Annotated in this window: 16 protein-coding genes and 1 riboswitch; of the genes, 4 read left to right on the top strand and 12 right to left on the bottom strand. The window is 67.1% G+C overall.

The genetic code is table 11. The features are described 5' to 3' along the window. Positions 1 to 4 precede the first annotated feature (4 nt). The 4 genes from sucD to recA form a co-directional block, all read right to left on the bottom strand. A complete protein-coding gene (gene sucD / locus DEH84_RS02365; protein ID WP_109034423.1) occupies positions 5 to 898 on the bottom strand; it encodes a succinate--CoA ligase subunit alpha in 894 nt (297 codons plus the stop codon). Between the two features lie 23 nt (positions 899 to 921). Next, positions 922 to 2,082 carry an ADP-forming succinate--CoA ligase subunit beta gene (gene sucC, locus DEH84_RS02360; RefSeq protein ID WP_109034420.1) on the bottom strand — a complete coding sequence of 387 codons (1,161 nt, stop codon included), beginning with the start codon at positions 2,080 to 2,082 and terminating at the stop codon, positions 922 to 924. Positions 2,083 to 2,358: 276 nt separating this feature from the next. After that, on the bottom strand, positions 2,359 to 2,865 hold the full coding sequence (gene recX, locus DEH84_RS02355; protein ID WP_109034418.1) for a recombination regulator RecX: 507 nt from the start codon (positions 2,863 to 2,865) through the stop codon (positions 2,359 to 2,361). A gap of 23 nt (positions 2,866 to 2,888) precedes the next feature. Continuing rightward, a complete protein-coding gene (gene recA, locus DEH84_RS02350; protein WP_109034415.1) occupies positions 2,889 to 3,953 on the bottom strand; it encodes a recombinase RecA in 1,065 nt (354 codons plus the stop codon). Between the two features lie 225 nt (positions 3,954 to 4,178). Here recA and DEH84_RS02345 point away from each other — a divergent pair, with 225 nt between their 5' ends. Both DEH84_RS02345 and metH read left to right on the top strand, forming a co-directional pair. Next, positions 4,179 to 4,409, top strand: coding sequence for an HP1242/YdcH family protein (locus tag DEH84_RS02345; RefSeq protein WP_109034413.1), 231 nt, complete (start codon positions 4,179 to 4,181; stop codon positions 4,407 to 4,409). Positions 4,410 to 4,560: 151 nt separating this feature from the next. Continuing rightward, positions 4,561 to 7,374 carry a methionine synthase gene (gene metH, locus DEH84_RS02340; protein WP_109034411.1) on the top strand — a complete coding sequence of 938 codons (2,814 nt, stop codon included), beginning with the start codon at positions 4,561 to 4,563 and terminating at the stop codon, positions 7,372 to 7,374. 6 nt (positions 7,375 to 7,380) lie between these two features. Here metH and DEH84_RS02335 read toward each other — a convergent pair whose 3' ends face one another. The 3 genes from DEH84_RS02335 to DEH84_RS02325 all read right to left on the bottom strand — a co-directional run bounded on the left by DEH84_RS02335 (position 7,381) and on the right by DEH84_RS02325 (position 13,055). Next, positions 7,381 to 8,850, bottom strand: a complete 1,470-nt coding sequence (locus DEH84_RS02335; RefSeq protein WP_109034408.1) for a poly(ethylene terephthalate) hydrolase family protein — start codon at positions 8,848 to 8,850, stop codon at positions 7,381 to 7,383. A gap of 135 nt (positions 8,851 to 8,985) precedes the next feature. Continuing rightward, a complete protein-coding gene (uvrA, locus tag DEH84_RS02330; protein WP_109034406.1) occupies positions 8,986 to 11,949 on the bottom strand; it encodes an excinuclease ABC subunit UvrA in 2,964 nt (987 codons plus the stop codon). A gap of 167 nt (positions 11,950 to 12,116) precedes the next feature. Beyond that, complete coding sequence (locus DEH84_RS02325) at positions 12,117 to 13,055, bottom strand: alpha/beta hydrolase (RefSeq protein WP_159098813.1); 939 nt, start codon at positions 13,053 to 13,055, stop codon at positions 12,117 to 12,119. A 177-nt stretch (positions 13,056 to 13,232) separates the two neighbouring features. Here DEH84_RS02325 and DEH84_RS02320 point away from each other — a divergent pair, with 177 nt between their 5' ends. Continuing rightward, on the top strand, positions 13,233 to 13,928 hold the full coding sequence (locus DEH84_RS02320) for a TetR/AcrR family transcriptional regulator (protein ID WP_109034402.1): 696 nt from the start codon (positions 13,233 to 13,235) through the stop codon (positions 13,926 to 13,928). A 12-nt stretch (positions 13,929 to 13,940) separates the two neighbouring features. Here the strand turns inward: DEH84_RS02320 and DEH84_RS02315 are convergent, their stop codons facing one another. The 4 genes from DEH84_RS02315 to DEH84_RS02300 form a co-directional block, all read right to left on the bottom strand. After that, on the bottom strand, positions 13,941 to 14,825 hold the full coding sequence (locus DEH84_RS02315; protein WP_109034399.1) for a fumarylacetoacetate hydrolase family protein: 885 nt from the start codon (positions 14,823 to 14,825) through the stop codon (positions 13,941 to 13,943). Positions 14,826 to 14,927: 102 nt separating this feature from the next. Further along, positions 14,928 to 15,767: an orotidine-5'-phosphate decarboxylase gene (pyrF, locus tag DEH84_RS02310; RefSeq protein WP_109034397.1), complete on the bottom strand. Its 840-nt coding sequence runs from the start codon at positions 15,765 to 15,767 to the stop codon at positions 14,928 to 14,930. Between the two features lie 18 nt (positions 15,768 to 15,785). After that, positions 15,786 to 17,159, bottom strand: a complete 1,374-nt coding sequence (purB, locus tag DEH84_RS02305) for an adenylosuccinate lyase (protein ID WP_109034395.1) — start codon at positions 17,157 to 17,159, stop codon at positions 15,786 to 15,788. An 80-nt stretch (positions 17,160 to 17,239) separates the two neighbouring features. Then, positions 17,240 to 18,559, bottom strand: coding sequence for a DUF898 family protein (locus DEH84_RS02300; protein ID WP_109034393.1), 1,320 nt, complete (start codon positions 18,557 to 18,559; stop codon positions 17,240 to 17,242). 163 nt (positions 18,560 to 18,722) lie between these two features. On the opposite strand from DEH84_RS02300, the gene DEH84_RS02295 reads away from it, so the two are divergent. After that, positions 18,723 to 19,343: a glutathione S-transferase N-terminal domain-containing protein gene (locus tag DEH84_RS02295; protein ID WP_109034391.1), complete on the top strand. Its 621-nt coding sequence runs from the start codon at positions 18,723 to 18,725 to the stop codon at positions 19,341 to 19,343. A gap of 19 nt (positions 19,344 to 19,362) precedes the next feature. Here the strand turns inward: DEH84_RS02295 and DEH84_RS02290 are convergent, their stop codons facing one another. Then, entirely contained in the window at positions 19,363 to 21,024 is a 1,662-nt protein-coding gene (locus DEH84_RS02290; protein WP_109034389.1) for an FMN-binding glutamate synthase family protein, read from the bottom strand. Positions 21,025 to 21,175: 151 nt separating this feature from the next. Next, a riboswitch (SAM riboswitch) is annotated at positions 21,176 to 21,250 on the top strand. Positions 21,251 to 21,255 lie beyond the last annotated feature (5 nt).

Genomic DNA, 21,255 nt, shown 5'->3' with positions numbered 1-21,255 from the left:
AGCGTCAGATCAGGCTCTTGAGGATCTTGCCCATCTCGGACGGATTGCGCGTGACCTTGAAGCCGCACTCTTCCATGATGGCGAGCTTGGCATCGGCGGTGTCGGCGCCGCCCGAAATCAGGGCGCCGGCGTGGCCCATGCGCTTGCCCGGAGGGGCGGTGACACCAGCGATGAAGCCGACGATCGGCTTCTTCATGTTGTCCTTGCACCATTGGGCGGCTTCGGCTTCGTCCGGGCCACCGATCTCACCGATCATGATGACGGCGTCGGTTTCAGGGTCGTCGTTGAAGGCCTTCATCACGTCGATGTGCTTCAGACCGTTGATCGGGTCGCCGCCGATGCCGACGGCGCTCGACTGGCCCAGACCCAGTTCGGTCAGCTGCGCCACGGCTTCGTACGTCAGGGTGCCCGAGCGCGAGACCACGCCGATGCGGCCCTTGCGGTGGATGTGACCGGGCATGATGCCGATCTTGATCTCGTCGGGCGTGATCAGGCCGGGGCAGTTCGGGCCCAGCAGCAGCGTCTTCTTGCCGCCAGCGGCTTCCTTGGCCTTCATCTTGTTGCGCACCATCAGCATGTCGCGCACGGGGATGCCCTCCGTGATGGCGATGACCAGATCCAGGTCGGCCTCGACGGCTTCCCAGATGGCGTCAGCGGCACCGGCGGGCGGCACATAGATCACCGACACGGTGGCGCCGGTTTGCGAGGCGGCTTCCTTGACGGAGGCGTAGATGGGGATGTCCGAGAACTTCTCTCCAGCCTTCTTGGGGTTCACGCCGGCCACGAACGCGTTCTTGCCGTTGGCATAGGCCTGGCAGCCCAGGGTGTGGAACTGACCGGTCTTGCCCGTGATGCCCTGGGTGATGACCTTGGTGTCTTTGTTGATGTAAATGCTCATGACGAATCCTCTGGGTGCGGGGCTCAGGCGACAGCGGCGACGATCTTGGTCGCGGCTTCGGCCATCGAATCGGCGGAGATGATGGGCAGGCCGGAGTCGGCCAGCATCTTCTTGCCCAGGTCTTCGTTGGTGCCCTTCATGCGGACAACCAGAGGCACGTTCAGGTTCACGGCCTTGCAAGCGGTGATGACGCCATCGGCGATGGTGTCGCACTTCATGATGCCGCCGAAGATGTTGACCAGGATGCCCTTGACGTCCGGGTTCTTCAGCATGATCTTGAAGGCTTCGGTGACCTTCTCGGCCGTGGCGCCGCCGCCGACGTCGAGGAAGTTGGCCGGCTCGCCGCCGAACAGCTTGATGGTGTCCATGGTCGACATGGCCAGACCGGCGCCGTTGACCAGGCAGCCGATGTTGCCGTCGAGCTGGATGTAGGCCAGGTCGAACTTCGAGGCTTCGACTTCAGCAGGATCTTCTTCGTCTAGGTCGCGCAGGGCCACGATCTCGGGGTGGCGGAACAGGGCGTTGGAGTCGAAGTTGAACTTGGCATCCAGGGCGATGAGCTGGCCCTTGCTGTCTCGGTTCAGCGGGTTGATTTCAACCAGCGAGGCATCCGTGTCCATGTAGCACTGGTAGAGCTTCTGGCAGATGTCGATGAACTGGGCCACCGAGTCGGCGGGCATGGCCACGCCCTTGGCGAGTTCTTCGCCCTGCGCCTGCGTCAGGCCAGCCAGCGGATCGACGAAAACCGTGACGATCTTCTCGGGGGTGCTGTGGGCAACTTCCTCGATGTCCATGCCACCTTCGCTGGAGGCAATGAAAGCCACCTTCTGCGTGCCGCGGTCGGTCACGACGGAGAGGTAGTACTCCTTCTGGATGTCGGCACCGTCTTCGATGTACAGGCGGCGGACCTTCTGGCCTTCGGCGCCCGTCTGGTGCGTGACCAGCTGCATGCCCAGGATGTCGGAGGCGCGGGCCTTGACGTCGTCGAGCGACTTGGCCACCTTCACGCCGCCGCCCTTGCCGCGACCACCAGCGTGGATCTGCGCCTTGACCACCCACACGGGGCCGCCCAGCTTTTCAGCTGCCGCAACAGCCTCGTCTACGGAAAATGCCGGAATGCCTCTTGGGACCGGCACGCCAAATCGGCTCAGGATCTCTTTGCCTTGGTACTCATGGATCTTCATGGGTGTCTCGCAGTCTGGTGTTGCGTTCTTGTCGGATTGACAATGCCGCACGCCGCCGATCAGGCGGACGGGGCGCGACGCTTTCAAGGGATGGGCTTGTTGCGTTGCAGCGTGCAAGGATAGCACCGCGCACCTGTCGAGTCGCTGTCTCCCCCCGGTACAGCCCGCCAAGCGGCCGGTCTTTTTGCGAGGGGTTTACCCTAGGGATGCCCGCTTTTTGCCGCTGTTGACTCGCGAAGCGCGGCGAACGCGACGGGGCCCGCCACACCGGGCGGGTCAGCCTTCTGGCAGCGGCTCGGGTGTTTCGCCGCGGAGAACACGCCGGATCACATCACCCGAAAAGCCTCGGGCCATGAGAAACCGGGACTGCCGGGCTCGTTCGGTGGCATCCACCGGTGGTTCCCCAAATCGGCGGGACCACAGCGCAAATGCCCGCTCGAACTCGGTCTCTCGCAGGGCCTGGACAGCCTCCCGCGCGACTTCGGCGGGCAGCTGATGCTGAGCCAGTTCGGCCTGCACGCGAGCGGCCCCGTAGCGGGCGCCGCGCCGGTGCACCATGGACTCGGCGAAACGCTGGGCCGACAGCAAGCGGGCTGACTCCAGCTCGTCAAGAATGCGCTCGACTTCTTCCGCCGACTCGGCATGAGGCCCGAGCTTGCGCCTCAGCTCCACCCTCGAGTGCTCTCGGGCAGCGAGGTACTTCAGCGCGCGCCCTTTGAGCGACAGCGTCGGCGCACGCCGACGCTTCGGCGGATCAGCCGCATCGTGATCCGAGCCGGTCATGTCAGTGGGAAGTCGACGCAGCGTCAGACTTCGTCGTCCGCAACAGCGGGCGCTGCAGCCACCGGCGGCAGCAGGGCGATGCCGAGCGAGTCACGAATCTTGTTTTCGATCTCGCGGGCAATGTCCGGGTTCTCGCGCAGGAACTCCCGGGCGTTGTCCTTGCCCTGGCCGATCTTGTCGCCGCTGTAGGCATACCAGGCGCCCGACTTGTCAACGATCTTGGCGGTGACGCCCATGTCGATGATCTCGCCTTCACGGCTGATGCCTTCGCCGTAGAGGATGTCGAACTCGGCCGTCTTGAATGGGGGCGACACCTTGTTCTTGACGACCTTGACCTTGGTTTCGTTGCCGATGATCTCGTCGCCCTTCTTGATCGAGCCGATGCGGCGGATGTCCAAGCGCACGGACGCGTAGAACTTCAGCGCATTGCCGCCGGTGGTCGTTTCGGGCGAGCCGAACATCACGCCAATCTTCATGCGGATCTGGTTGATGAAGATGACCGTGCAGTTGGTCTTCTTGATGGTGGCGGTCAGCTTGCGCAGCGCCTGGCTCATCAACCGGGCCTGCAGGCCGGGCAGCGCGTCGCCCATTTCGCCTTCCAGTTCGGCTTTCGGGGTGAGCGCCGCCACCGAGTCGATGACGATCAGGTCGACCGAGCCCGAACGCACCAGCGCGTCAACAATCTCGAGGGCCTGTTCCCCGGTGTCGGGCTGGGAGATCAGCAGATCCTGCAGGTTGACGCCGAGCTTCTGGGCGTACTGCGCATCGAGCGCGTGTTCCGCGTCGATGAAGGCGCAGACGCCGCCCTGCTTCTGCATTTCCGCGACCACCTGCAGGGTCAGGGTCGTCTTGCCGGAGGATTCCGGGCCGTAGATCTCGATCACGCGGCCGCGGGGCAGACCGCCGACGCCCAGGGCCACGTCGAGGCCCAGCGAACCGGTCGAGACCACCTGGATGTCCTCCACGACCTCGCCCTCGCCAAGGCGCATGATCGAGCCCTTGCCGAACTGCTTTTCAATCTGTGCCAGGGCGGCTTGCAGAGCCTTGGCCTTTTCTGCGTTGAGGGCGGACTTGGCGGTCGTTTCCATGAATGGTCTCCGGATGGATGCGGCGCATGGTTGCGCTTGAACTGGCCGCCATTATGGCAAAAGCTGGATGCCTGTACAGTGGTTCAGGGGTTTTATTTGCCCCCTCTGACGGGCGGGGCGAAGCGAAGACAGACGAATTGATCTGCCACAAGGCCGGCCCCGACGCCCGGCGGCACGATGAAGTCAGTCAGATACCCCCCTCGACCACAACACAAAGGAGCCCAGATGGACCATCACCCGTTGATCAAGGATTTCCCCGAACTCCGCGAACGCATCCATGCGCTGAAGACCACCAACACCCACTTCGCCCGTCTGGAGCGGGAGTACGAAGACCTGGACAAGGCCATCGTGCGTCTGGAAAGCGGCATCGAACACGGTTCGTCGGCGGAACTGGAACAGAAGAAGCAGCAGCGCGTGACACTGAAGGATGAGCTTTACGCCCTGTTGAAGGCCTGACCCGACCCGGTCAGCCCGTCCACAGGACACCCCCCGCTGCGCCGCACCTCACCGGGTGCGGTCGACAGTGCCCGGAGGCCTTGACCTACCCGTCAAGGCCTCTTTGCTTGGCGGCCGCGGAACGCGTCCCCGCCTCGTAAAATGGCCGGCTATGACCGAAGCTGTCCGCCCCCCTCACGCCGCGCAAGCCGGCACCTCGTCTGCCGCCGCCGTGGCGCCCATGCGCCTGTCCGGGCTGGAGCCCGTGCTGATCGGCCAGGGCTCGCTGTTCGTGAACGTGGGCGAGCGCACCAACGTGACGGGCTCGAAAGCCTTCGCGCGCATGATTCTTGAGGGGCGATTCGAAGACGCCCTGTCGGTGGCGCGCCAGCAGGTGGAAAACGGCGCCCAGGTCATCGACATCAACATGGACGAGGCCATGCTGGACAGCAAGGCCGCCATGGTGCGCTTCCTGAACCTGATCGCCGGCGAGCCCGAAATCGCGCGCGTGCCCATCATGATCGACTCGTCCAAGTGGGACGTGATCGAGGCGGGGCTGAAGTGCATCCAGGGCAAGGGCATCGTCAACTCGATTTCGCTGAAGGAAGGCGTGGACGAGTTCAAGCGCCAGGCCCGGCTGATCAAGCGCTATGGCGCGGCCGCCGTGGTGATGGCGTTTGACGAGGTCGGCCAGGCCGACACCTACCAGCGCAAGGTCGAGATCTGCGAGCGGGCCTACCGCATGCTGGTCGACGAACTGGGCTTCCCGCCTGAAGACATCATCTTCGACCCGAACATCTTCGCGATCGCCACAGGCATCGAAGAGCACGACAACTACGCGGTCGACTTCATCAACGCCACGCGCTGGATCAAGCAGAACCTGCCCGGCGCCAAGGTGTCGGGCGGCGTGTCGAACGTGTCGTTCAGCTTCCGCGGCAACGAGCCGGTGCGCGAGGCCATCCACACCGTGTTCCTGTACCACGCCATCCAGGCGGGCATGGACATGGGCATCGTCAACGCCGGCATGGTCGGCGTGTACGACCAGCTCGACGCGCACCTGCGCGAGCTGGTGGAAGACATCGTGCTGAACCGCAAGCCGGTTTACAAGGACGGTGAAGACACCTCGCTGACGCCGACCGAACGCCTGCTGGGCATCGCTGAACAGGTCAAGGGCGCGGCCAAGGACGACTCGGCCAAGCTGGCCTGGCGCGGCACGGCCGAGGAACCGGCACCGGTGGATCAACGACTGAGCCATGCGCTGATCCACGGCATCACCGAGTTCATCACACAGGACACCGAAGAGTGCTGGCAGCAGATCAAGGCCCGGGGTGGCCGGCCGCTGCACGTGATAGAAGGCCCGCTGATGGCCGGCATGAACACCGTGGGCGATCTGTTCGGCGCGGGCAAGATGTTCCTGCCGCAGGTGGTCAAGAGCGCCCGCGTGATGAAGCAGGCCGTGGCCCATCTGGTGCCCTACATCGAAGAAGAAAAGCGGCAGCTGGAGCTGGCCGGCGGCGATGTGAAGGCCAAGGGCAAGATCGTGATCGCGACTGTGAAAGGCGATGTGCACGACATCGGCAAGAACATCGTCACCGTGGTCCTGCAGTGCAACAACTTCGAGGTGGTCAACATGGGCGTGATGGTCCCATGCAAGGACATCCTCGACAAGGCCAGGGAAGTGGGTGCCGACATCGTCGGGCTGTCGGGCCTGATCACGCCGTCGCTGGAAGAGATGCAGTATGTGGCCGCCGAGATGGAGCGCGACCCGTACTTCCGCGAGCGCAAGACGCCGCTTCTGATCGGTGGGGCCACCTGCTCACGCGTGCACACGGCCGTGAAGATTGCGCCGAACTACAGCGGCCCGGTGGTGTATGTGCCCGACGCCTCGCGGGCGGTGGGCGTGTGCTCGGACCTGCTGAGCGAAGAGCGCCAGGCGGCTTACATTGCCGAACTGAACGCCGACTACGAGAAGGTGCGCCAGCTGCACGCCAGCAAGAAGGCCACACCGCTGGTGTCGCTGGCCGAGGCCCGCGCCAACAAGGCGGTCGTCGATTTCGATGCGCACACGCCCGAGGCACCGAAGTTCATCGGCCGCCGCGTGTTCAAGAACTACGACCTGGGCGAGCTGGCGCCCTACATCGACTGGACGCCCTTCTTCCAGACCTGGGACCTGCACGGCCCCTTCCCCGCCATCCTCGATGACGCGGTGGTGGGCGAGCAGGCGCGCAAGGTGTACGCCGATGCCCAGGCCATGCTCAAGAAGATCGTCGAGGGCCGCTGGCTGACGGCAAATGGCGTGATCGGCCTGTACCCGGCCAACACGGTGGACGACGACGCCATCGTGCTGTATGCCGACGAAGCCCGCACCACGGAGCTGATGCGCTGGCACCCGTTGCGCATGCAGAGCGAGCGGCCTGTCGTGGATGGGGTGAAACGCCCGAACCGCTCGCTGGCCGACTTCGTGGCGCCAAAGGGCAACAAGGCCGATTACATCGGCATGTTCGCCGTGACCGCGGGCCTGAACATCGAGAAGAAGGAAGCCGAGTTCATGGCCCACCATGACGACTACTCGGCCATCATGCTCAAGGCCCTGGCCGACCGCCTGGCCGAGGCCTTTGCCGAGCGCATGCATGAGCGTGTGCGCAAGGAGTTCTGGGGCTATGCCGAGGCCGAGTCCCTGGACAACACGCAGCTCATCAAGGAACAGTACCGCGGCATCCGCCCGGCCCCGGGCTACCCGGCCTGCCCGGACCACACGGTCAAGCGCGACATGTTCAAGGTGCTCGAGGCGCACGACATCCACATGCACCTGACCGAGAGCCTGGCGATGATGCCGGCCGCCAGCGTCAGCGGTTTCTACCTGTCGCACCCCGAGGCGGCCTACTTCAACGTGGGCAAGATCGGGGGCGATCAGGTCGAGGACTGGGCGCAGCGCACCGGCCTCGGGCTCACGGATGCAGAGCGGGCGCTGGCGCCGCTGCTCTGAACCGGCTCAGCGTTCGCAGGCCGGGTAGAACTCGACCACCCCGGGGCGGCCCTGGAGGCCCCAGTCGCCGCAGAGATGCCGGGTGTATCGCGCATCGAGGTCGACCATGCGCTTGAGCCACGCGGTGACGGCGTGGCCCACCAGCGCCTTCTGCTCGGTCGTGGCCAGGTGCGTGGTGCACGATCCGGTCGCCCCCCCGGTGACCATCAGGAACGCCTTGGGGTTGCGTGGCTCGAGGTCGGTGCGCAGCCAATCGATGTACAGCGGGCGGGCGTGGGTGGCCACCGGTTGCACGATGTCGGCCTGGCACCCCACCACCAGCGTGGGCGCCTTGACCGGCCCGGGCACGCGGTCCTTCGAGGCGACCTGCGGCGCAAGCGCCACGGCGGCCTGAACCGCGCTGCCCGCTGCGATGAAGGGCAGCGGCTGGCCCGCACCCTGCCCGAGCACGATCTGCCGTGCCGGATCGATGCGGCCGGCCAGCGGCGTGCCTGCCTGGGCCGACCAGGCGATGACCTGCTGCATGGCATTCGCCGCTTGCAGGTTGCGCGCCTGGCTGTTGTCGAACAGCGATTGCGTGTCGATGACGACGCTGACAAAGCCGTGGGACGCGAGGTGCTGGGCCAACCACGCGTGCTGCTTCTGCCCTCCGAGTGGGCCCGGCACGAACACCGCCACGGCAAACGGCCCTTCGGTGGTGCCGGTCGGTGCATACACGGTGCCGGCGCGGTAACCCGCGGGCTGAGGGATGACCATGGACGTCACGGCGAAGGGGCCGGGCTTGCCGCCGATGTCGGCCACCGGATCGGGCCCACGCAGCGTGGTCGCCACCTCGGACAGCGTCAGCCCGAGCACACTGCCCATCGAGCCGCTGCCGGATCGACGGAGCAGGGACGCACTGACCTGCAGGGACGAGGTGCCGCGGATCTCATACCGCCCGGCGGACAGCACGGTGGCCTGCCCACTCCGCAGGGCGATGGGCGAGGCGCCCGCGTCCGTCACGCGATACAGATCCAGGGACACCAGCGGCTCGTCGCCGTTGGGAAAGACCGAGGACGTCACCAACCCGTCGACACGTGGCACGGCGGTGCGGGCCTCGGTCAGCTCGAACGCCAGCCGCGCGTCCAGACGCGCCACCACCGATTCGGATGAACTCACGATGCGGCGGGACCCGTGCCCGAGCGACATCCGGACCTCGGACGGACTCACCGCGGTTCCGACGCTGGTGTCGCTGTCCGTGTTGGGCGTCAGCACCCGAGCCAGTAGCCCCATGTTCTGCTCGAGCCCGCCGTCCCATGCGACGCGGCGCTCGCCGACCGTGACCCAGGTCGTCCCGTCCTCGGAGGGCGCCCGGATCACGGTTTCGGCAAACCCGGACTGACTGAGCCGCCGCACCTCGGCGTGCGCGGCCGACACGCCGAGCATGACGGCCAGGGCGAGCGCCGTGGGGCGCGTGACCTTGTGAAAGACAAGCATGGTTTCCTCTCTGAATGACTTGCGTGAAGAACGGCGACCACTGAACTGGTCGTCGCCCCGCATCCTAGGAAACCGGACACGAACTTGTCTGCGGGCTTTCACCTGCGCTTTCGCAAGCCCGCCCCTCGATCCGGGTCAGCTCATCCGATTGCAGGACAGCAATGGCGCCAGATACCGCCCCGTGTGGCTACCCGTATGTGCGGCCACCGCCTCGGGCGTGCCCGCCACCAGCAGCTCACCGCCCCCCGATCCACCTTCGGGCCCCATGTCGATCAGCCAGTCCGCCGTCTTGATGACGTCGAGGTTGTGCTCGATGATGACGATGGTGTTGCCCGCATCGCGCAGTTGGTGCAGCACCTTGAGCAGCAGCGCGATGTCGTGGAAGTGCAGGCCCGTGGTGGGCTCGTCGAGGATGTAGAGCGTGCGGCCGGTGTCGCGCTTGCTGAGCTCCAGCGCCAGCTTGACGCGCTGGGCCTCGCCGCCCGACAGCGTGGTCGCGCTCTGCCCCAGGCGGATGTAGCCCAGGCCCACGTCCATCAGCGTCTGCAGCTTGCGGGCAATCGCCGGCACCGCGCTGAAGAACTCCAGCGCATCCTCGACCGTCAGCCCCAGGATCTCGTGGATGTTCTTGCCCTTGTAGAGCACCTCGAGCGTCTCGCGGTTGTAGCGCTTGCCCTGGCACACGTCGCACGGCACGTACACATCGGGCAGGAAGTGCATCTCGACCTTGAGCACGCCATCACCCTGGCAGGCTTCGCAGCGGCCACCGGCCACGTTGAAGCTGAAGCGCCCGGCGTTGTAGCCCCGCTCGCGCGCGGTCGGCACGTCGGCCAGCAGTTCGCGGATGGGCGTGAACAGGCCGGTGTAGGTGGCCGGGTTGGAGCGCGGCGTGCGCCCGATCGGTGACTGGTCGACGTTGATGACCTTGTCGAACAGCTCCAGCCCTTCGATCTCGTCATGCGGCTCGGGCTCGGCGTGGCTCTGATAGAGCTTCTTGGCCACCGCCGCATACAGGGTGTCGTTCACCAGCGTGGACTTGCCCGAGCCCGACACGCCGGTAACGCACGTGAGCAGCCCCACCGGCACCTCGACGGTGACGCCCTTGAGGTTGTGCCCCCGTGCGTTGACCACGCGCAGGCGCGGCGTCTCGTCGGTGAAAGGACGACGCTCGGCCGGAACGGGGATGCCCAGCACCCGCGCCAGATACTGTCCGGTCAGGCTCTCGGCATTCGCCGCGATCTCTTCGGGCTTGCCTTGCGCCATCACGCGGCCACCGTGCACGCCCGCGCCCGGCCCCATGTCGACCACGTGGTCGGCGGCGCGGATCATGTCCTCGTCGTGCTCGACCACGATGACGCTGTTGCCCAGATCGCGCAGGTGCTGCAGCGTGCCGATCAGGCGGTCGTTGTCGCGCTGGTGCAGGCCGATGCTGGGCTCGTCGAGCACGTACATCACGCCAGTCAGACCCGAGCCGATTTGCGAGGCAAGACGGATGCGCTGTGCCTCGCCGCCCGACAGCGTGTCGGCGCTGCGGTCGAGACTCAGGTAGTTCAGGCCCACGTCGTTGAGGAAGCGCAGGCGCGAGCGGATCTCGTTGACGACCTTGGCCGCGATCTCGGCCTTGGCGCCCTGCAGCTGCAGTCCTTCGAAGTAGCGATGCGCCTCGGCCAGCGTGGCGTGGCCGATCTCGTAAATGGCCTTGCGGTCACCGGTCTGGGCGTCGAGCAGCTTCACATGGCGGGCCTCGCGGCGCAGGCGCGTGCCATCGCACTCGGGGCAGGCCTTGGGCTGCTGATAGCGGGCCAGTTCTTCCCGCACGGCGGCCGAATCCGTCTCCTTGAAGCGGCGCTCGAAGTTCGGGATGATGCCCTCGAATGCGTGCGCACGTTTGACCTTGCGTTTCTTGCCGCTCGGGCCGTCCGCCTCGTAAGTGAACTCGATTTCGTCGGTACCGGAACCGTACAGCAGCACGTGCTGGATGTGCGCGGGCAGCTCCTCGAACGGCTGCTCGATGTCGACGTCGTAGTGCCGACCGACGCTCTCGATGAGGCTGTAGGTGTAGGGGTTGCGGCGATCCCATCCCTTGACGGCCCCGCTGCCGATGCTCAGCGACGGAAACGCCACCACACGGTGCGGATCGAAGGCGATGACATGACCCAGCCCATCGCAGGTCGGGCAGGCGCCCTGTGGCGAGTTGAACGAGAACAGCCGCGGCTCCAGCTCCGACAGCGAGTAGCTGCACACGGGGCAGGCGAACTTGGCGGAGAAAAGGTGTACCTTGTCCGTGTCCATCTCGAGCGCCAGCGCGCGGCCTTCTGCCAGACGCAGGGCCGTCTCGAAGCTCTCGGCCAGGCGCTGTGCCATGTCGCCGCGCACCTTCACGCGGTCGACCACCACGTCGATGTCGTGCTTCTCGTTCTTCACCAGCGGCTTCAGATCGACCGCCTCGGTGATCTGCCCGTTGATGCGGAAGCGCACATAGCCTTGCGCCTGCATGTCGGCAAACAGCTCGGCGTGCTCGCCCTTCCGGTCGCGCACCACGGGCGCGAGGATCATCAGCTTGGTGTCCTCCGGCAGCGCCAGCACGGCGTCGACCATCTGGCTCACGCTCTGAGCCTGCAGGGGCTCGCCATGCTCGGGGCAGAACGGCGTGCCAGCACGGGCGTACAGCAGGCGCAGGTAGTCGTGGATCTCCGTGACCGTGCCCACGGTCGAGCGCGGGTTGTGGCTGGTGGCCTTCTGCTCGATGCTGATCGCGGGCGACAGCCCCTCGATCACGTCGACATCGGGCTTGTCCATCAGCTGCAGGAACTGGCGCGCGTAGGCGCTCAGGCTCTCCACATAGCGGCGCTGGCCCTCGGCGTACAGCGTGTCGAACGCCAGGCTGGACTTGCCCGAGCCCGACAGGCCGGTGATGACCACCAGTTCATGCCGCGGCAGGTCCAGGTCGATGTTCTTGAGGTTGTGCGTGCGCGCCCCGCGGATCTGGAGGGTGGGGTGCTCGCCGCGCAGGCGCGGGGCAACAGGCAAGGACGCAGCGGCCGCCTGGGCGGCAGGCACCACGGCGGTGGGATCGATCGGGGGCACGGAACGGGACATCGGGCAGTCAGCAGCAAGAAGAAGGCCCGCCTGCGGCCGCGTCGCGCCTTCAAAAGACACGAGCCCGGCCACCGAAAGGGCAACCGGTCATCATACGTCGCGCGTGCCCGACCGTGCCAGCGTCGAACTCACCCGAGCGCCGGACAGGGGTATGCCCCCCGCGACGTTCAGCGCGCCAGATGCTGGCGGAAGAACGCGGTCTGGCGTGCCACGACCTGCTCGAAGACCGGCCCGCTGTACGGCGAAAAATGGTGCGCGCCGGCCAGTTCGACGTATTCACCGCGCGGCAGGGCCTTGGCTGTGTCACGCACCTTCTGCACGGGAATGAGCCCGTCTTGTGCTGCGGCGATCACGAGCGTGGGCGCCTGCACCTGGGGCGCACTGTCGATCGGATAGAAGAAGGGCAGGCTGAAGAGGAAGCGCGCGGCCACCTTGTTCTCGCCCTCCTGTCCCTTGGGCACCAGCCTGCTGTAGCCCGCGACGCACTCATCGCAGATCAGGGCCGCCGTGCCCCCGTCTGCCGAAATGATCGGCATGTAGACCGGCGCCTCTCCGTCGCCACGCAGCGCATCGCGGATCGCCATCCACATCGCCGCGGGCTGGTGTCTGAGCGGATAGCGCAAGGCGCTGGACAGGCCGTGCACGAACGGAACCTGCGAGCTGACCGCCTTGACGACCTGCGGCCGGCGCGATGCCGCCACCAGCACCTGGCCGCCGCTGTAGGACGAGCCCCAGATTCCCAGGCGCGCGCCATCCACGTCCTGGCGGGCCGCCACGGCGTCGATCACGGACACCCAGTCGTCGACGTGGGCCGGCCCGTCAACCACCCGACGCGGCTGCCCGCCGCTGCGCCCGAAGCCCCGGTAGTCGAAGCGGACGACGGCAAAGCCGGCCTGCACGAACCGATCGGCAAACGGGCTGAGACCCCAGTCGCGCAGGGCACCGAAGCCGTGCGCCATGATGATCACCGGCGGGCGCGACACCCCTGCCGGGCGCTGGATCTCGGCGTCGCACGTGGTCGTGCCACAGCGCAGGCTGAGCGACTCGACGACGGCCCCAGGTGCCGCGGCGCGGGCTGCACCGGGAATCAGGAAGGCGGCCGCCATGCATGCAAAGGCGGAGAGAGACCTGGGAAAAAGGGCCATGCGCATGATAAAAAGCGTCTTTGAACAGACAGCGGGACAACGGTGCCAGATCGTACCCAGGGCTCCGTGCGTGCTTTCGCTGTTTCGCCCCAGCCCTGACAGTCGATCCTGCTGGGTGGGCTCATCTCCTGCCACGCCATGTCTCAGACCCTTTTTCATGCCCCGCTGATGTCGATGCCCACCTCGGCCGATCCCGAGTCCCTCGGCACCACGACGGCGACGCCCCCCACGCCCGACCATCGCAGCCGCCTGATGACGGCCATGGGCACCACCCTCGTCCACAAGCCCTACGGCGAGATCACGATCGCCGACGTCGTGGCCGAAGCACGGGTGTCGAAGCGGACCTTCTACGAACAGTTCGCCAGCAAGGACGAGTGCCTCCTGGCCTTGTGCGAGTTGCTGAGCGAGCGCACGCTGGCCGTGATGTCCGAAGGATTCGACCCGGACAAGGACTGGATGGCGCAGCTCAACTGGGTGATCGAGGCCTACCTCGGCAACATCCAGAAGCAGCCCGCGCTGATCCGCACGCTGTGCGTGGAACTGCTCAACCTGGGTACCCCGGGCCTGGCCGTGCGCCGCGCGATCCTGCAGCGCTTCGTGAACTTCCTGATCCGTCAGGTCGAGCTCTCGCGCCAGCACGAGCCGGGGCGCCTGCCGCTGTCGCACAACCTCGCCATGGCGGTGGTCGGTGGCGTCAACGAACTGATCCTGGAAGCGATCGAACAAGGCCGTGGCGACCGCCTGCTCGACCTGGCCCCCGAGGTGGAAGCCTTCGTGAAGGCCGTGCTCGACGCGCTCGAGCCGCACGCACGCTCGGCGCACGGCCTGCGCTGAGCGCGGCCCCGGTCAGTCAGCCGGGGCTTCGGCCACGCAGCGGGCCACGATGGCCCCCAGGCGCTCGATCTCGACCCGCACGGTGTCCCCGTCCTTCAGGAACTTCGGCGGATCGAAGGCTGCGCCCACGCCGCTGCAGGTGCCCGTGAAAATCACATCGCCGGGCTCCAGCGTCATCACCTCGGTAAGTTGCGCGATCTGCGCCCAGATGTCGTGGATCATCAGGCTGGTGTGGCTGTGCTGGCGGCGCTCGCCATTGACCCAGCAACTCAGCGCCAGCTGATGCGGGTCGCCCACCTCGTCGGCGGTCGTGATCCACGGCCCGAAGGGCGCGTGCGTGTCGAAGGACTTGCCCAGCGTCCACTGCGTGGTGCGCTTCTGGTAGTCGCGCACGGACACGTCGTTGCCCACGCAGTAGCCGAACACCACCTCGTGCGCGCGTTCGCGCGGCACATGCCGGCAGCGCTGCCCGATGATCGCCACCAGCTCGCCTTCGTAGTCCGTCATCTGCGAGACGCGGGGCAGCACGATGGGATCGAACGGGCCGTTGACGGCCGACGGCAGCTTGGGAAACCACACCTGGTGCGCCGGCACCGTGCGGCTCTCGCCGATGATGTTTTCCTGGACGTGCTCGAGGTAGTTCAGCCCGATGGCCAGGGCTTTGCCGGGCCGCGGCACGGGCGCCAGCAGGTGCACCGCATCAACGGCGGCATCGGCAGGGGCGTCGGCCAGCGCGGCCACGCGGTCCTTCAGGTCGGCCCAGCGGGTGATCAGGTCGATCATCGGCTGGTGGGTCGACAAGGCATCGCCCACGGCCGCGCTCAGGTCGATGAGGTCGCTGCCGCGGACCAGGCCGACACGGGCCTGGCCATCTTGTTCAAAGGTACACAGGTGCATGGTGCGAACAGGATGCAAAGGGGTCTTCACACGAAGAAGACCCGATCATGCACCCATCCGCACCCGCCGGGCCAGCAAGCCCCCGCCGGTGTCCGGATGGCTTCAGCGCGCGGCGTTCAGCGTGTCGCGCGTCTGCATCGCCACACGCCGGGCGGCGCTGGCAAAGTCGTCGCCGCTGCTGGCGTACAGCACCGCGCGCGAGCTGTTGACGATGATGGTGCCGGTGACGGCGCCGCTCGCATCGGTCTTCAGGCCGGCCTTGACGGTGGCCGCCGCATCACCGCCCTGCGCACCCACGCCGGGAATCAGCAGCGGCACGGTCGGCGCCAGTTCACGCACGCGAGCAATCTCTTCCGGGAAGGTGGCGCCCACCACCAGGCCGATCTGGCCGTTGGTGTTCCACGGGCCCTGCGCCTGCTTCGCAATGTGCTCGTACACGCGGGGCTGGCCTTCGATGTCGGCCAGACGCAGGTTCTGCAGGTCCGAGCCGCCCGGGTTGGAGGTGCGGCACAGCAGGATCACGCCCTTGCCCGGGTGCTTCAGGAAGGGCTCCATCGTGTCGAAGCCCATGAAGGGCGACAGCGTCACGGCGTCGGCCTGGTAGCGCGAGAAAGCCTCGTGCGCGTACTGCTCGGCGGTCGAGCCGATGTCACCGCGCTTGGCATCGAGGATGACGGGCACGCTCGGCGCCACGCGGCGCATGTGGGCCATCAGGCGCTCGAGCTGGTCTTCGGCGCGGTGGGCCGCAAAGTACGCGATCTGCGGCTTGAAGGCGCAGACCAGGTCCTTGGTGGCGTCCACGATGGCCGCGCAGAAGTCGTAGATGCGGTCGGGCTGGCCCTTCCATGCACCGGGAAACTTCGACGGCTCCGGGTCCAGGCCCACGCACAGCAGCGACTGGTGCTGTTGCTGCACGCGCAGCAGCTGTTCGGTGAAGATCATGTCGACGCCTGCCTCAGGTTACTTGCCGATGCGCTGGGCCAGCTCGACGGCCTTGCCGATGTAGTTGCCCGGGGTCATCTCCATCAGGCGGGCCTTTTCCTCTTCCGGCAGCTCCAGCGTGCCGATGAAGGCCTGGATGGACTCGCGCGTGATGGCCTTGCCGCGGGTCAGCTCCTTCAGGCGCTCGTACGGGTTGGGCAGCGCATAGCGGCGCATCACCGTCTGGATGGGCTCGGCCAGCACCTCCCACGAGCTGTCCAGATCGGTTGCCAACGCCTCGGGGTTGACTTCCAGCTTGCCCAGGCCGCGTGCCAGGCTGTCGTAGGCCAGCAGGGCATAGCCCAGGGCCACGCCCATGTTGCGCAGCACGGTCGAGTCGGTCAGGTCACGCTGCCAGCGGCTGATCGGCAGCTTCTGGCTCAGGTGCGTCAGCACGGCGTTGGCCAGGCCCAGGTTGCCTTCGGCGTTCTCGAAGTCGATCGGGTTGACCTTGTGCGGCATGGTCGACGAACCGATTTCGCCGGCCTTGGTCTTCTGCTTGAAGTAACCCAGGCTGATGTAGCCCCACACGTCGCGCGACCAGTCGATCAAGATGGTGTTCGTGCGCGTGACCGCATCGAACAGCTCGGCCATGTAGTCGTGCGGCTCGATCTGGATCGTGTAGGGGTTGAAGGTCAGGCCCAGCTGGTTCTCGATGACCGACTGGCTGAAAGCCTCCCAGTCCTTCTCGGGGTAGGCCGACAGGTGGGCGTTGTAGTTGCCGACGGCGCCGTTCATCTTGGCCAGCAGCTTGACCTCGGCGATGCGCTCGCGGGCGTTGGCCAGGCGGGCGACCACGTTGGCGACTTCCTTGCCCACGGTGGTGGGGGAAGCCGTCTGGCCGTGGGTGCGGCTCAGCATCGGGATCTCGGCGAACTGGTGCGCCATGCCGCTCAGGGTGCCGATCAGGGCGTCGATCGTCGGCAGGATCACCTGCTCGCGTGCGGCCTTGAGCATCAGGCCGTGGCTGGTGTTGTTGATGTCTTCCGAGGTGCAGGCGAAGTGCACGAACTCACCGGCCTTTTCCAGCTCGGGGTGGTTGGCAAAGCGCTGCTTGATCCAGTACTCGACCGCCTTGACGTCGTGGTTGGTCGTCTTCTCGATGTCCTTGATGGCCTGGGCATCGGCCTCGCAGAAGCGCGCCACCAGGCCACGCAGGTAGCCCCGTGCGGCTTCGGACAGCGGCGCGAACTCGGGCAGGCCGGCGTCCGACAGGGCAATGAACCACTCGATTTCGACCTGCACGCGGCGGTGCATCAGACCGAACTCGGACAGCAACGGGCGCAGTGCGGCCACCTTGGACGCATAACGGCCGTCCAGCGGCGACAGGGCGGAAAGGGCAGACAGGTTCATGGCGGAGGCCGGCCGCAAGACCGGATCAGGCTGGGTTCGATGGATCTGGGCCTGCAGCGGGCGCAGACCAACCTGCCATTTTACCGTCCGTCGGCCGCGCCGCGCGCATCGGGTGACCAGTGCGCGGCCAGCACCCCGGGATCGACCCGCGATCGCACGGCCAGCGCTTCGGTGCGCAGCCGCCAGGCATCGACCGAGGCCCAGGGGCGGTACAGGCCCACCGACAGCACCGTGAGCAGTGTGTGCCGCGCGCAGCGGCGCACGTAGGGCCCCACCGCCAGCGTGCTGCGGAATCGCAGATGGCGGCAGCCGGTGTGGTTCCACGCGAGGTGGTGCAAGCGCGCCTGCAGGAAGGGCCACACCAGCGCGGCAGACAAGGCCAGCCAGGATCCGAGCAGCACGCGGTGCGCGGCGGGCCCGGGCTGCCAGGGCGTCCACGTGACGAACAGTGCCCAGCCCATGCACAGCACGCCCGCCACGCCGGCCAGCACCAGCGCGCCCCAGGTCAGCACGCGCAGGCCGAGCGACCAGAACGCGGTGTGCCCACCCCGCCAAGTCAGGGCCAGCGGCCCCAGCGCCAGATGCTGCTGCCGGTAGGCCACCCAGCGCGCCCACACGGCGGGCAAGCCGGCCAGCGTCACGGCAGCGAGGCCGCCCCATATCAGCCAGACGACACGGGCCTGCGTGCTGGCCAGCGCCAGTGCGCCAGCCGAGAGCAACCCGAGGCCCGCGAGCGCAGGGCCCACGGCGCGGTACAGCGCGGCGAGCGTGCCCTTGAAGACGAGCCGCCGGCCACCCCAGGTCAGGCGACCGGGGTCATCGGCCAGCCGCAGGTGCAGCCACACAGGGGCCGCAGCAGAGGCCAGCGCAATCGCTGCGGCCCCTGCCCACGTCGACTCCCCGGCCAGCGCGCCCACGACACCGGCCACCAGCCCCACGCCCAGCAGGTCACGCAGGCAGGCCGCTCGCGCGGGCGCAGCAAGATCCAGGGCGTGGCCCGCCACCCAGGTGTGGCGCAACAGCCAGCGACGGGTCATGGCCCGGGCACATGGCAGGGCGAGGCCGGCGGTCAGCAGGACAAGCGCGGCGCACCGCCACCACAGCCAGGCGTACTCGCGGGCGTGCCCCTCGAAGCGCACAGGCACGGTGTGGATGACGCCCGACGGAAGCCGCGGAAGCGCGTCGGCAGCGGATGCGGCGCCGGGCCGCGTGGCAGGCGGCACGGTGGGCTGGCCTGTGGACCACGCCGACGGCGTGACCGAGCCGCCACCAATGGGGCGTGCCCGCGTGAAGGTGTCGGGTCCGGGCTCGGTGTCCACGGCGTCGACCACCCCCGCGCGGGAGCTGAGCGGCATCACGTGGGCCCTCAGCCCCCCCACCAGCCTGGCGATGTACTGCATGGGACGGAAGGCGGGGTTCGATGAAGCACAAAATGTAACCGGCAGAACCGCGTTGCGGGGGCTGGACACCCCCACATCGGGTGCCCTCCCTCCAAAGAACCTACTCCTGTGGCCGCCGTGTCCGCTTCGCTAGAATCAGATCAAACACACACGACGACACAGAATGAAACTGATCGGATCCCTGACCAGCCCCTTCGTCCGCAAGGTGCGCATCGTGCTGGCCGAGAAGAAGCTCGACTACAAGTTCGTGCTGGAAGACGTGTGGGCACCGGACACCACCATCGCGGACGCCAACCCGCTGGGCAAGGTTCCGTGCCTCGTGATGGAAGGCGGCGAAGCCATCTTCGACTCGCGCGTGATCGTCGAATACGTGGACACACTGTCGCCGGTCGGCAAGCTGATCCCCTTGAGCGGCCGCGAGCGCGTCGAGGTGCGCACATGGGAAGCGCTGGCCGACGGCCTGCTGGACGCCGCCGTGCTGGCGCGCATGGAGCAGACCTGGAACGGCCGCACCGACGCCCAGCGCAGCGCCGCATGGATCGACCGGCAGCTGCTGAAGGTGCGCCAGAGCGTGCGCGCCATGAGCCAGGGCCTGGGCGAGCGGCCCTGGTGTGCAGGCAACCACCACAGCCTGGCCGACATCGCCGTTGGCTGTGCGCTGGGCTACCTCGATTTCCGCTTCCCCGAGATCGAATGGCGCGCCGACCACCCCAACCTCGGCAAGCTGTACGACAAGCTCTCGCAGCGCCCCGCCTTCATCGACACGGCGCCGCCCCAGGCCTGACCGCCCTGCCCCGCGCCGCTCACGCGTCCGTCGTTGGCGAGAACGCGTGCGGGCTGGCCCGGTGCCAGTACTGCTCGAATGCGGCGTGCCGCCATGGGCGCTCGCCCCGCTCCGCAGCCAGAATCTCGCCCGGCGCCAGATAGACCAGCAGGTTCGACAGCCGCCTCACCTCGAAGCCCGACAGCCGGCGCACGATGTGGTCGGCCGAAATCTCGTTGGGGTGGGTGAGCCCCGCAGCCTGCACCAGTTCCTTCAATGCGCGCAGCGTGTTCTGGTGGTAGCGCAACACCCGCTGCGTCTTGTCCGGCACCGCCAGTGCGCGCTGCCGGGACGGATCCTGGCTGGTGACGCCCGTGGGGCAATGCCCCGTGTGGCAGCTCTGGGCCTGGATGCAGCCCAGCGCAAACATGAAGCCGCGCGCCGAGTTGCACCAGTCGGCGCCGAGCGCCATCATGCGCGCGATGTCGAAGGCGCTGATGACCTTGCCCGCACAGCCGATCTTGACGCGGTGACGCTGGTTCAGGCCCACCAGCGTGTTGTGGACCAGAAGCAGCCCTTCCTGCAGCGGCGCGCCGACGTGGTCGGTGAACTCGAGCGGGGCGGCGCCCGTGCCCCCCTCCGCGCCATCGACCACGATGAAATCGGGCCACAGCCCCGTCTCGTGCATGGCCTTGGCCAGTGCGAACCACTCCCACGGGTGGCCAATGCACAGCTTGATGCCCACCGGCTTGCCGCCCGCCAGCTGCCGAAGCCGCTCGATGAAGCGCACCAACTCCACCGGCGTCGAAAACGCGCTGTGGCGCGCGGGTGAAACACAGTCCTGCCCCACCATCACGCCGCGCGCCTCGGCGATCTCGGGCGTCACCTTCGGGCCGGGCAGCACCCCGCCGTGGCCGGGCTTGGCGCCCTGGCTGAGCTTGAGTTCGATCATCCTGACCTGCGGCGTGCGCGCATTGCGCGCAAAGGCGTCGGCATCGAACTGACCGTCGGCCGTACGGCAGCCGAAGTAGCCGGAACCGATCTCCCAGATCAGGTCGCCGCCGGGCTCGCGGTGGTAGCGGCTGATGGAGCCTTCGCCGGTGTCGTGGGCGAAGCGGCCGAGCCTGGCGCCGGCATTGAGCGCCAGCACGGCATTGGCGCTCAATGCCCCGAAACTCATGGCCGAGATGTTGAAGATGCTCGCGCTGTAGGGCTGCGTGCACGAACTGCCGCCCGCGCCGATCACCACGCGAAAGTCGTGGCTGGCGAGGGTGGTGGGCACCAGCGAATGGTTGATCCACTCGTAGCCCGCCTGCCCCACGTCCATCTGCGTGCCGAAGGGTCGCTTGTCCGGCTCACCCTTGGCGCGCTGGTAGACCAGCGAGCGCTGCTGGCGCGAGAACGGCGCGGCTTCGCCATCCCCCTCGATGAAATACTGGCGGATCTCGGGCCGGATGAACTCGAGCAGGTAGCGCAGATGGCCGATGACGGGGTAGTTGCGCAGCACCGCGCGCGAAGGCTGGCGCAGGTCGTTGAGGCCCACCGCCGTGAGTGCGGCCCCGACGAGCGCGACCCCGAGTGCCGGGGCGGAACCGTGCGCCAGCCAGGCCCACACGCCCCACACGGCAACCAGCACGGCCAGGCACAGCGCGGCGTAGCGGATGGGTACGTGCTCATTGAGCCGGATCAGCCAACGGGGCATGCGGACCTCCTTTCCACCCGGAATGCGGTGAGACAAACATACCGGGGTCGGCCAAGGCCGTCTGTGATGTGTGACCGGAATATCCAACCCTTTTCGCGGTCGCTCGCCCCCAGCTCTCCTTCACAACGGGCTCTCGCGAATGGGTTAGACTTTCACCCATAGCGCCGATTTGTCCGGATTGCGGGCGCTCAAGAAATGCCGCTAAAGAGGGCGCTGCTCAGACCGGCCCCT

Source organism: Aquabacterium olei (genome assembly GCF_003100395.1).
GTDB classification, from domain to species: domain Bacteria; phylum Pseudomonadota; class Gammaproteobacteria; order Burkholderiales; family Burkholderiaceae_C; genus Aquabacterium; species Aquabacterium olei.
The sequence above is the reverse complement of the archived record's forward strand: the minus strand, read 5'-3'. Positions and strand labels throughout refer to the sequence as shown.

Coding starts and splice junctions, on each gene's coding strand:
- sucD (WP_109034423.1), bottom strand. CDS start 898: ATGAGCATTTACATCAACAAAGACACCAAGGTCATCACCCAGGGCATC.
- sucC (WP_109034420.1), bottom strand. CDS start 2,082: ATGAAGATCCATGAGTACCAAGGCAAAGAGATCCTGAGCCGATTTGGC.
- recX (WP_109034418.1), bottom strand. CDS start 2,865: ATGACCGGCTCGGATCACGATGCGGCTGATCCGCCGAAGCGTCGGCGT.
- recA (WP_109034415.1), bottom strand. CDS start 3,953: ATGGAAACGACCGCCAAGTCCGCCCTCAACGCAGAAAAGGCCAAGGCT.
- DEH84_RS02345 (WP_109034413.1), top strand. CDS start 4,179: ATGGACCATCACCCGTTGATCAAGGATTTCCCCGAACTCCGCGAACGC.
- metH (WP_109034411.1), top strand. CDS start 4,561: ATGACCGAAGCTGTCCGCCCCCCTCACGCCGCGCAAGCCGGCACCTCG.
- DEH84_RS02335 (WP_109034408.1), bottom strand. CDS start 8,850: ATGCTTGTCTTTCACAAGGTCACGCGCCCCACGGCGCTCGCCCTGGCC.
- uvrA (WP_109034406.1), bottom strand. CDS start 11,949: ATGTCCCGTTCCGTGCCCCCGATCGATCCCACCGCCGTGGTGCCTGCC.
- DEH84_RS02325 (WP_159098813.1), bottom strand. CDS start 13,055: ATGGCGGCCGCCTTCCTGATTCCCGGTGCAGCCCGCGCCGCGGCACCT.
- DEH84_RS02320 (WP_109034402.1), top strand. CDS start 13,233: ATGTCTCAGACCCTTTTTCATGCCCCGCTGATGTCGATGCCCACCTCG.
- DEH84_RS02315 (WP_109034399.1), bottom strand. CDS start 14,825: ATGCACCTGTGTACCTTTGAACAAGATGGCCAGGCCCGTGTCGGCCTG.
- pyrF (WP_109034397.1), bottom strand. CDS start 15,767: ATGATCTTCACCGAACAGCTGCTGCGCGTGCAGCAACAGCACCAGTCG.
- purB (WP_109034395.1), bottom strand. CDS start 17,159: ATGAACCTGTCTGCCCTTTCCGCCCTGTCGCCGCTGGACGGCCGTTAT.
- DEH84_RS02300 (WP_109034393.1), bottom strand. CDS start 18,559: ATGCAGTACATCGCCAGGCTGGTGGGGGGGCTGAGGGCCCACGTGATG.
- DEH84_RS02295 (WP_109034391.1), top strand. CDS start 18,723: ATGAAACTGATCGGATCCCTGACCAGCCCCTTCGTCCGCAAGGTGCGC.
- DEH84_RS02290 (WP_109034389.1), bottom strand. CDS start 21,024: ATGCCCCGTTGGCTGATCCGGCTCAATGAGCACGTACCCATCCGCTAC.